Raw genomic sequence first — 9,669 nt, 5'->3', positions numbered from 1 at the left:
TAGACCAGGTCAATCTTCGCGCGCAGCGCCTTGACATGTTGCGCGTCTACGGTAAGGCCCATCTGCCCTCGAGCCAGGAACGATGTCCCCCATCTTCGATCCATGCACGCACCGTGCTTTGCACGTCAACGCGCCGGGTTTCGCTGGCCTCTCGCCGGCGCCGAATGTCTGAGGCTGCCCCTGAAACAGCAATGGGATCGATGTCGAAACCACCCCAAGCGGACCCTGTCATGCCCAGCCTCTTAGCGCGCTGAAACCCGCCTCGCACACGAGTTTTTCCAACGTTGGGCGCAAGGTCTCGGTCACCACCCGCGCAGGCAGAGCGCTATACCGTCCCCACGGCTCAGCGCCTCGCTGCCAGTGCCCCATGAAAGCTTCGATCATCTCGCCTGGCACGCCCTCCTGTGCGAGGCGCGTCCGCAGCCAGTGGCGACTTGAATTCAGCGGCAGACCGTAGCCCGTTAGAAGCTTGAATTGCTGCCGCATCTCCGCAGTGGGGCGCTCGATCACCTGGACATGCGAGCCTTGCGCAAAAGGTAGAACAACACCGGAGGCAGGCTATCGCATGAGTGTGAGAGCAACTTCGCCCAAGTCGCGCGCCAGTGCTTCGCGTAAAGCTGGAGCTGCCGGGAAAGGGTGGGGCAAAGCGGCGCGATTCGTGTGGCCGTGCTGGCCACATCATCCTTGTCGCTCAGCAGCACGACCATGTTCTTCGTGTCGATGCGCTCCCAATTGGGCAACGGTTGTCCCACGTCACGCATCCCAAGGGCAAAACGAAGCATCGCATGCACATACTGCGTGTAGGCGTTGTGCAATTTCAAGCGGCATCGCTGGCCATCGGCATGCCCCGTTGCAAATCCAGTTCCTTCCGCAGTGACCGAACCATGCGATGGATCACTTCGAGTCGGGGCACAACCCGTGCACCAACGACTGTGGTCACCGCTTTACCGATCTGCGCCCGGATTTCTCTGTCCTCGGCGATGGCATAGGAATGGGGAGCGCCGCCCGACTCAATTCGGCCAACCTCTGCCGCTGTTCAGCGCGAAGCCATTGCGCGGCCTCGTCTGCACTGACGCAGAGGTAATGCAAACCGGTGTCGGCAAGTTGATGCGGCCTCCCCGTCAACAAACTGGCGAGTGCATGGTCGCGACGGTGCTCAACGATGCATCTGAACATCCACGTCTCGACCATCGCCAAGGTGAGGCGACCGTGCTCCTGCTTTGCGTGCTCGCGTACCCAACTCCGCGCTGCTTCGATCAAGGTCTTCGTCGGCGTGGCGAACGCCATGGCCGCTCGAACCCGCTCAGACGAAGCCAGCGAAGCCGCATTGGGCAAGACGACGAGAAAGTCACCGAGGAGCTCATCCACATCGAGCGTGATACGGTCAACGGTTGGCAAGGCCTGGCCAAGGTCGATGCCGCGATGCTTGGGTTGGCCGACTGGACGCAGCACCGAGGCGGCCAGATCGCGGGTATCGATGGCCCACATCAACAGGCCTGCCGACCACTGCTCGGCGCCTTTTCACGCCGGTTGATGATCTGCATCCTTGCGACCTCCTGAACCGGCCTGCCCGTCCACAATGTCACGGCAGCAGTGCTCTGATTTCCCGTTCCTGATCGTCAGGGCTTGCTGTCGGCCGAAGCTTCAGAGTCGCCCACAGCGCTGCGATCTCAACGTCAGCCGGGCGTATCCAGTCGCAGGCGAGCAGCTGGGCGGCCCGTTCGCGCCGCCCAATCAGACTCCGGGCTCGAATGACCTGCTCCGCGAGACTCCGCTCCAATGGCTCTAACTCGATCCCTGCAGGGCTCGCCTCGGCATCCCAGTCCTCCCCATACTCAGTCCACTCGATGTACTCCTCCGCCGTGTCGAACTCACCCGGGGTCAGCCCATCCCGTTCGAGATCGTCCTTGGTGCTGGTGTGGAGGCGGAGCTCCCGCTGCACGTCAATGCGATCCGTCGGCAGCGCCTGCTGCAGCTCGATGACGACGACGTGGTCTTCGGGCGCGCCATTGGGAGGCCGCTCGGCGATCAGGCCGCGAGCTCTTAGAACTGGCTCGACCAGGCGTCGCAGTTCTGCATGGCGTACACCCTCGTCCGCGACACTGCGGTACTGTGCTTCGCTCCCGCGAATGCCGTCAATCAGGCCAGATAACGACATGCTCCACGATTCGGGGATCGCTGCACTTTCGAGCATTTGCCGTGCAGCCTTGGCTCCGGCATACAGGGGAGTCGCGCCATCGTCAGCCCCGTGCTGCATGACACTGCGCACCTTCGCAAACAAGACAATGGCAGCCAGGGCGGGCCGCATGGTCTTGGCTTTGGCATCGCGTGCTTCAAAATGCCGCCATGTCCCGATCAGGGTATACAAGGGATACCCTGACATCACCCCGCGGAACGGTTGCTTGGGGCGCCGAGGCGATGGACGGACTTCAGCCAGTTCCAGCTCTGCTGGGAGGTTGCGAAGGACAGGGGCAATTTCTTCGAGGCCACTTCTCAGCGCATCGAATTTCGCGTTGTCAACAACGTCGAACAAGTCCGGCTTGTCCGCTGCAAGATCGCGCATGACTGGCAACAGATCGCGCAGGCCCTCGAGGACCAGTGGCAACGCTTGTGCCGATGCGGGCGGCTCAATCCATTCCAGCAATGCATTGACGTCCGCATCGTGGCCACACAACCGGGACAACCGCTCGATCGCGCCCGTGGCTCGGCTCGCGGGTTCTGTCTCAGGCGTCTGCACCATCGTCGCTGCTGTCTACATCGCTGCGCTGTTTCCGTAGGCCCTGGGTCGTCACACCCAATACGCGGGCCAATGCCGTAAAAGTCCGCAGCTGCGGTGTGAGTTCGTCGATAAGGCCCAGTGTCTTTGCTTGCCCATGAAGAGCGGTCAATTCACGGCCGATCCTCCGCTTGGGTGCAACACTGGCGGCCAAGAGCCATCGCTCGGCGAGGGCCAACCGAGCGATGTCATCGTCGTCGAGTTTGCTGGATATGACGAGCGCCGGAACTTCTTCGATGAGCGGTTCGAGCACGGAACAAGCGGCGCGTGATCGATCTTTGCCCGCGTTGGGTGTAGAAATCTGCTGGGTGGCGACGCACTCTTGATCACTGAGGCGGCTGGACTCGATCGACTCAAGCCGCATCCTGGCCGCATGCCACGGCTGAAGGGCTTGCCACGTGTTCAACCCACCAATGACAACGAAGCCCTTGCTCACCCTCTTTCCGGCCTGCTGCAAGATCAGGGGATGCAGATGCAATAGAAGGCTGATTCCATCTGTGGTCAATGCCAGCACATCATCCTCTGTACCAGGATAGCCGGCGGCCACGTCGTTTGGAATCGCCTGGTGGAGACCCCGAATTGCGCTGAGTCTGACGATCTCCCATCGAAAGCGACGCGCGCCGAGTTTGATCGCACTGCCTCTTTCGTGGCTTTGCGGTTGCATGACTAGGAGCCGAGAGTGAAGGTCATCGGAGATGTGACGGCGCTAGAACATCACAAGGGTTCAGCGCCTTCGTTGAGGATGTCCAGATAGTGCGTGTAGCCGAACACGCGCTCGCGCTTGCGACCAGTCACTTCGCGAACGATGCCAAGAGTTTCAAGGGACTCAACGGCCCGAGCGACGGTGGGATAGGCCGCACCCGTGCGCTCGACGATGGTGCCGATGCTGCTCAGGGGTCGTGCACGCAACGCGTCGAACACACGTAACGCGCTCGCAGCGGCCCGACCGAGGTCCTGCACACGAGCAGCATCGTCGCGAAACAGAGCCAGCAGCCGGTGCGCGGTCTCGACGGCTTGGCCAGCGGTCTGTGCCACCCCATCCAGGAAGAAGTCGAGCCACGACTCCCAGTCGCCGGACGTGCGTACGAGGCCCAGCAAGCGGTAATACTCCTCGCGATGCTGCTTGAAAAACAGCGACAGGTACAGCAGCGGCTGTCGCAGGACGTTCGACTCGAACAGAATCAAGGCGATCAGCAGACGTCCAACCCGCCCGTTGCCGTCGAGAAAGGGGTGGATGGTTTCGAACTGCACATGCGCCAATGCCGCCCGTACCAGCGTAGGCAAGCCGTCATCGTCGGCATGGAGGAAGACCTCGAGCTGGGCCATGCATGCTTCGACGAGGTTGGGTGGCGGGGGCACGAACAGCGCGTTGCCCGGCCGGGTTCCGCCGATCCAATTCTGGCTGCGACGGAATTCGCCTGGCTGCTTGTCCGCCCCTCGGCCGCGCGCCAGGAGCTTCTCATGCACCTCGCGGATCAGCCGATTGGACAGCGGAAAGCCACCGCGAAGGCGCGTCAGGCCATGCTCGAGTGCCGCGACATAGTTGGAAACCTCGACCACGTCGTCCAGAGGGACACCCGGCACATCCTCCAGCTCGAACAGCAGCAGGTCGGACAGCGACGACTGTGTTCCTTCGATCTGGCTGGAGAGCACGGCCTCGCGGCGCACATAGGTGTATAGGAAGAGGTCCGGATCAGGCAACATCGCCGCGATGCCGTCAAGCCGGCCGCAGGCCAGCAGCGAGGCTTCGAGTCGCTTCTGTCGCTGCCCGGTCAGATCCAGCGGCGGGACCGGCGGCAACGGTGTCGGGATGAAGGCGTGTACGACCTCGCCCGCGGTGCTTGCGACCTCAAATTGTCCCGTCTCTCCGCGCTGCATGGTTATTCTCACGAGTGAACATAGCCACGTCCACTATTAACGTTTGGCCACGATAGTGATGATAAAGCTCTGCGCACAGTGAAGCCCTCAGCGCCGGACCATCGGCTGTATCTCTTCCAGGAATCAGGCGTAAAGCCCTGCCATATATCGAAGACGACAGCACTGGCAGGCTCCGCGTCGACAACGACACCGAAGGTCAAACATGTGAACTTTTGATTTATGCTAATCTTAACCAAATAGCGGCATTGATCGGCATAATGCACCGCAGTGCGGCGTCAAGGACGCCCATGCAGCGCAGCAGAGACTTCACTAACCTATTGTTTATAGACGATTTATGCCGAAAAACGCCAAATGCACGCACCCGGCATCATCACTCTCATAACCCGAAGGTCGCAAGTTCAAATCTTGCCCCCGCAACAAAGATTTCTTTAATAAAGCCAAGCACTTAGCGGTGCCTGGCTTTTTTTATTCCTACTCATTTTCGGCACGGTGCCCACTTCGTGCTCAACGATGTTTTGAGAAACAGCGAGACATCACCTTCGTGCGGAAGGGCTGCTGTGCCCGACTGATACTGCATAGCGTAGGCAGAGCAAACCCTTCCCGTCCACCGAAGGATCGTCGCTCCACTCATGGTAAATAGGATTTGCATGATTTCCTCAGGTCAAGTCACTATGACCATCCGCTGCACCACCCTGTGCTGCCCGGCTACAGTCCCCGAGTCGGTGAGCGTGCTCGTTCATCGCCCTATGAGAGGATCGACCGCAATCTGCCAGTGGCGAGCGAACGCCCCTGCTTTTCCCGCCGTCGCGGAAGTCTGGCGCGAAACTGTCAGGCGGCCCGTTGCATGGGCTTGATATTCGGCAGGCGCACCTTGCGGGCTTGCCACAAGTCCCAAGCGGCTTGCATGCCTAGCCACGATTCGGGCGAAGTGCCCAGCCATGCGGCAAGGCGGCGGGCCATGACTGCGGAAATGCCAGCCTGCCCGTTCAGCACCTTGGAAAGCGTCACGCGGGCAATGTGCAATTCTTCGGCGGCCTGCGTTACCGTCATCCCCTCGGGCAGCCATTCGCGCAGCACTTCGCCGGGGTGCGCTGGGTTGTGCATCATGCTCATATCGTTCCCCTAGTGGTAATCCTGATAGTCCACAAGCTCCGCATCTTCGCCCGTGAATCGAAACGTAATGCGCCAATTGCCATTCACCCATACTGACCAATGCTCGGTCATATCTCCCGTGAGCGGGTGCAGTCGCCATGCTGGCGCATTCATATCGCGCGGGCTTTTGGCGTTGTCCAGCGCGGTCAGCAGGATGCGCAGCTTCTTTTCGTGGTGCGGCTGAACGCCCGCCTTGCTTCCCGTGTTGAAAAAGGTTTCAAGCCCGGCATGGCGAAACGTGCGAATCATCGGCCGATTGTAGCGTGTAGCGTGTCAGCTATCAATGCAGGGACATGGGAATCACCGCACACGGCGCAGTGTCGGCAGGGCTTGCGCGGCCTGAAACTCGATAGCGGCTTGCTCCAAAATCCGCGCCTCATACTTCCCATGCCACACGGCCAGTAGCTCTGGCGCGCGATTGATGTCGTGCCGCTCAGCGGTTGCGTTTGGCGGGTGCCCCATGATCTGCGCCACCATGCCGGCGGGCAGTTCCACCCACTCGGCAAGGCTCGCAAAGGAGCGGTGCAGGCTGTGCAGTGGATCTGACGAATTTTGGGTGTTGTGTCCATCACCGGCCCACACCGCGCCGAGCGACCTTAGCCAGAAAAGACGGCGAACCCAGTGGCCATCGGCTCATTTTGCAAACAGCGAGTCAAGGTTGGCAAACGCCTTGATCTCAATGGCATTGCCCGATGGATCAAGAAAAAACATCGTGGCCTGCTCGCCGACCTCGCCCTTAAATCGGACGGTAGGCTCGATGACAAACTTCACACCCGCGGCACGAAGCCTCTCAGCCAATTCTTGCCATTGCGTCATCGGCAGCACGGCGCCAAAGTGAGGCACCGGGACCTGATGCCCGTCAACCACATTGGTAGCCTGGCGCCTGAATTCGCCATGAACCAAGTGCGCGACAATTTGGTGCCCATAGAAATTCAAGTCAACCCACTCCGAAGAGCTGCGTCCTTCCGGGCAACCCAGTACTTGACCATAGAAGCGTCTCGCTTCGGCAAGATCGTGGACCGGAAAGGCCAAGTGAAACGGAGGAAGGGTGTTGGTCGGGTAGGACATGCGATTTCTCTCCACGCGCGCTGTGCGTCGATTGTCGCTCCTTCCTTGCTGGCGCCCTTCGCGGGCGTACACGTCATGAGATTTCGGCAGGGCCGTGGAGGGCTTCGATCGAACAAGTTTGCCATGCCCTTACCAGGATGCGGATTGGCCTGCTCATCGCAACGTCCGGACCAGGTCAGGGTGGGCGCGGTGCGCGCATGGATGTCGTGCATCGACGCAATCAACGAATAAGCGCGAGCGTGCTGCGCGCCGTTGAGGGTCCGCCATACCGTTGAGCGTGGATGCAAAATGCAAATCTTGGTCAGCGCAGCTGGATCGAACCATGCGCATCGTGGTCGCCGCCCTCCAATGATGCACACCGAGGCGGCGCGGTATGCCACAACTTGGTGCGCTTTTGCGATCGTTCGATCGTGCGCCCCCATGGATCTGGGCCTGTGGTCGAGTCAGCTGCCCACCCACATTCGCGCACCACCACACTGGCACGTGTCTTGCTTGAAGTCGAAGGCACGGAATTGGTGGTTGATCGCCAATTGTTGTTTTGCGTTTGACAGGGCAGCTAGGGTTCCGGCTTCTTCGTGAAGCGCCTGGTCCGAGAGCAGCCCGGCCTCCTTTCGAGGCTCCACGGAGGGATAAAAGCCCGGGAGAAAAGCGTCGTCACCGCTTTCTTCCGTGCCCGTTTTCAACCCTCAACCTCGGAGCCTCAACCATGTCGTTCGCCCGCAGAGTCGCCTTGCGCACCCTCGCAAGCCTTGCCGCTTTCACTTCCGTTGCTCTATCGGGCGTGCAAGTTGCTCAAGCCGATGAGCCCATGAACATCGGAACCGTCGTTTGGATTGGCTACGGCCCCTTCTACGTTGCCGATGCGAAAGGCCTTTTCAAGAAGCACGGCCTCGATGCCAAGCTGCAGAACTTCAACGATCCTGCGCTGATTCCTTCGGCCATTGCCAGCAATGCCGTCGACGGTGGCATGCTCACCTACGATCAGGTCATCGGATCGGACTCTAAGGGGCTGCATCTCCAGGTGGTCATGCCGATTGACTATTCCAACGGTGCCGACGCCATCGTCGCGAGAACCGACATCACCAAAATCACCCAGTTCAAGGGCCAGAAGATTGGCTACAACCCGCTGTCACCCTCGGACTTCCTGCTGTCCTATGCGCTGCTGAAGAACGGCATGGCAGAGAAAGATGTGCAGTCCGTCAGCATGACCCCCGAACAGGTACCCGCCGCCATGGCCTCGGGCGGCATTCCCATCGGCGTGACCTATGAGCCTAGCCTGTCGCAAATCGTGGCGATGGAAGGCGGCAAGAAATTCCACGTCGTGTTCTCGTCCAAGGATGCCCCGGGGCTTATTACCGACGTGCTCGTCTTCAACAAGGGCTACATCGCCACCCATCCGAAGGAAGTCAAGGCCACCATCCAAGCCTATCTGGACGGTCTGGCCTATATGAAGTCCCATCCTGACGATGCCGACGCAATCATCGGCAAGGCCATGGGGATATCCGCCAAGGATGTGAAGGATCAGATGTCCGGCGTGTTCAACATCCCGTTGGCCGGTATGGTCAAGACCTTCACCAAGTCCACGGCAACCACCTCGCTCTACGGCAGCGGCCCGGTGATCGGCAAGGTGTTGATCGGCAAGAAGCAGATCACCGACGTTCCCCCGATCGCCGAGACTTTCGACGGGAAATTCGTGATGCAACTCGCCAAATAAGCACAAAGCGGATGCCGCCGCGCCATGCATGTGGGGCGGCACCTGCAAGCCGAACACCCGGAGACCCACGATGGCAAGCACCATCTTTCGCTACGACGACAGCGCCACGCCCAATGCTCTTGCCCTGGGCTATACGGCTCTGAGCTATATCGCGAGCCTGGCGCTTCTAGTCGCGGCCAGCGGTTGGCTCAACGCAATGGGCGTGCTTCTGCTTGCCCATTCGCTGGTCTACTCGGCCTATTTCCTGCACGAATTCGCCCACGGCACCATCTTCAAGACCAATGCCGCGAACCAGCGCGGCGGCACGGCGATGAGCTGGATCAACGGAAGCTGCTACGCGCCCTTCTCGGATCTGCGCCGCAAGCACATGCGCCACCACATCGACCGCGCTGACGTCATCACCTTCGACTACAAGCGCTTCCTGCGCACCGCACCCGCTTGGGTACGCGCGCTGGTGGTGGCTCTGGAATGGGCCTACATCCCGGCAGTCGAGTTCATCATGCGCGCTTACGTCATGCTGCTGCCCTTCCTCGCTCCCGAGCGTTCTGTGGGTCGCAAGCGCATCCTGTTCGTGCTCGCCGTGCGCCTGACGTTCTTCGCCGCGCTGGCTTGGATCTCGCCCAAGGCCGTGCTCCTGTATTTCGTTGCCTACGGGCTGTTTGTCACCGTGCTGCGCTTCGCTGACGCCTACCAGCACACCTACGACGCTTTCGCCGTACTCACCGGCGGCAGCATTCCCAACGACAAGGTGCGCGATCACGCCTATGAGCAGCACAACACCTATTCCAACCTCGTCTCGCTGGGGCACCCCTGGCTCAACCTTCTGCTGCTCAACTTCAGTTATCACAACGCCCACCACGAGAAGCCCACGGCGCCCTGGTACCGACTCCCGGCGCTGCACCGCGAACTGTATGCTGGCGAGGACGTACAGGTGCTGCCCATGGCAAGCCTGCTGCGCGGCTTCCACCGTCACCGCGTCAAGCGCGTGCTTAGCGATGACTACGGCGTGGTCACAGCCGGCGCGGGCAAGGCCGAGGATTTCTATGGCGCCGTCGGCGTTTCCTTCCTTACGGCGGTCTGA

At 60.6% G+C, this 9,669-nt stretch carries 12 protein-coding genes and 1 riboswitch; of the genes, 2 read left to right on the top strand and 10 right to left on the bottom strand.

Annotated elements, in window-relative coordinates:
* Positions 1–228: 228 nt before the first annotated feature.
* The 10 genes from CD04_RS0121035 to CD04_RS0120990 form a co-directional block, all read right to left on the bottom strand.
* Complete coding sequence (locus CD04_RS0121035; protein WP_031410420.1) at positions 229–510, bottom strand: hypothetical protein; 282 nt, start codon at positions 508–510, stop codon at positions 229–231.
* Positions 507–821 (bottom strand): hypothetical protein, encoded by a 315-nt coding sequence (locus CD04_RS0121030; RefSeq protein WP_031410418.1) that lies wholly within the window; start codon positions 819–821, stop codon positions 507–509. Before CD04_RS0121030 ends, CD04_RS0121035 begins: the two co-directional genes overlap by 4 nt.
* A 115-nt stretch (positions 822–936) precedes the next feature.
* On the bottom strand, positions 937–1,488 hold the full coding sequence (locus tag CD04_RS23985; protein ID WP_156030358.1) for a hypothetical protein: 552 nt from the start codon (positions 1,486–1,488) through the stop codon (positions 937–939).
* A gap of 94 nt (positions 1,489–1,582) precedes the next feature.
* Complete coding sequence (locus tag CD04_RS0121020; protein ID WP_031410413.1) at positions 1,583–2,740, bottom strand: hypothetical protein; 1,158 nt, start codon at positions 2,738–2,740, stop codon at positions 1,583–1,585.
* On the bottom strand, positions 2,724–3,440 hold the full coding sequence (locus CD04_RS0121015; RefSeq protein WP_051849179.1) for a hypothetical protein: 717 nt from the start codon (positions 3,438–3,440) through the stop codon (positions 2,724–2,726). The genes CD04_RS0121020 and CD04_RS0121015 overlap by 17 nt, the downstream gene beginning before the upstream one ends.
* 50 nt (positions 3,441–3,490) lie before the next feature.
* Complete coding sequence (locus CD04_RS0121010) at positions 3,491–4,654, bottom strand: Fic family protein (protein WP_031410411.1); 1,164 nt, start codon at positions 4,652–4,654, stop codon at positions 3,491–3,493.
* 828 nt (positions 4,655–5,482) lie between these two features.
* Entirely contained in the window at positions 5,483–5,761 is a 279-nt protein-coding gene (locus CD04_RS0121005; protein ID WP_369792863.1) for a HigA family addiction module antitoxin, read from the bottom strand.
* Between the two features lie 15 nt (positions 5,762–5,776).
* Positions 5,777–6,055 carry a type II toxin-antitoxin system RelE/ParE family toxin gene (locus tag CD04_RS0121000; protein ID WP_031410408.1) on the bottom strand — a complete coding sequence of 93 codons (279 nt, stop codon included), beginning with the start codon at positions 6,053–6,055 and terminating at the stop codon, positions 5,777–5,779.
* 51 nt (positions 6,056–6,106) lie between these two features.
* Entirely contained in the window at positions 6,107–6,301 is a 195-nt protein-coding gene (locus CD04_RS0120995) for a hypothetical protein (protein ID WP_156030357.1), read from the bottom strand.
* 138 nt (positions 6,302–6,439) lie between these two features.
* Entirely contained in the window at positions 6,440–6,874 is a 435-nt protein-coding gene (locus tag CD04_RS0120990; RefSeq protein WP_031410404.1) for a VOC family protein, read from the bottom strand.
* Between the two features lie 545 nt (positions 6,875–7,419).
* Positions 7,420–7,520, top strand: a riboswitch (guanidine-I (ykkC/yxkD leader).
* A gap of 60 nt (positions 7,521–7,580) precedes the next feature.
* Between CD04_RS0120990 and CD04_RS0120980 the strand changes: the two genes are divergently transcribed.
* On the top strand, positions 7,581–8,588 hold the full coding sequence (locus CD04_RS0120980) for an ABC transporter substrate-binding protein (RefSeq protein WP_051849487.1): 1,008 nt from the start codon (positions 7,581–7,583) through the stop codon (positions 8,586–8,588).
* A 70-nt stretch (positions 8,589–8,658) separates the two neighbouring features.
* Positions 8,659–9,669, top strand: a complete 1,011-nt coding sequence (locus CD04_RS0120975; protein WP_031410398.1) for a fatty acid desaturase — start codon at positions 8,659–8,661, stop codon at positions 9,667–9,669.

It is taken from the genome of Thiomonas sp. FB-Cd, from assembly GCF_000733775.1.
Taxonomy (GTDB): domain Bacteria; phylum Pseudomonadota; class Gammaproteobacteria; order Burkholderiales; family Burkholderiaceae_C; genus Thiomonas_A.
This window is presented reverse-complemented; position numbering and strand designations above follow the sequence as displayed.

Coding starts and splice junctions, on each gene's coding strand:
- CD04_RS0121015 (WP_051849179.1), bottom strand. CDS start 3,440: ATGCAACCGCAAAGCCACGAAAGAGGCAGTGCGATCAAACTCGGCGCG.
- CD04_RS0120975 (WP_031410398.1), top strand. CDS start 8,659: ATGGCAAGCACCATCTTTCGCTACGACGACAGCGCCACGCCCAATGCT.
- CD04_RS0121010 (WP_031410411.1), bottom strand. CDS start 4,654: ATGCAGCGCGGAGAGACGGGACAATTTGAGGTCGCAAGCACCGCGGGC.
- CD04_RS0121000 (WP_031410408.1), bottom strand. CDS start 6,055: ATGATTCGCACGTTTCGCCATGCCGGGCTTGAAACCTTTTTCAACACG.
- CD04_RS0121005 (WP_369792863.1), bottom strand. CDS start 5,761: ATGATGCACAACCCAGCGCACCCCGGCGAAGTGCTGCGCGAATGGCTG.
- CD04_RS23985 (WP_156030358.1), bottom strand. CDS start 1,488: ATGTGGGCCATCGATACCCGCGATCTGGCCGCCTCGGTGCTGCGTCCA.
- CD04_RS0121020 (WP_031410413.1), bottom strand. CDS start 2,740: ATGGTGCAGACGCCTGAGACAGAACCCGCGAGCCGAGCCACGGGCGCG.
- CD04_RS0120980 (WP_051849487.1), top strand. CDS start 7,581: ATGTCGTTCGCCCGCAGAGTCGCCTTGCGCACCCTCGCAAGCCTTGCC.
- CD04_RS0120990 (WP_031410404.1), bottom strand. CDS start 6,874: ATGTCCTACCCGACCAACACCCTTCCTCCGTTTCACTTGGCCTTTCCG.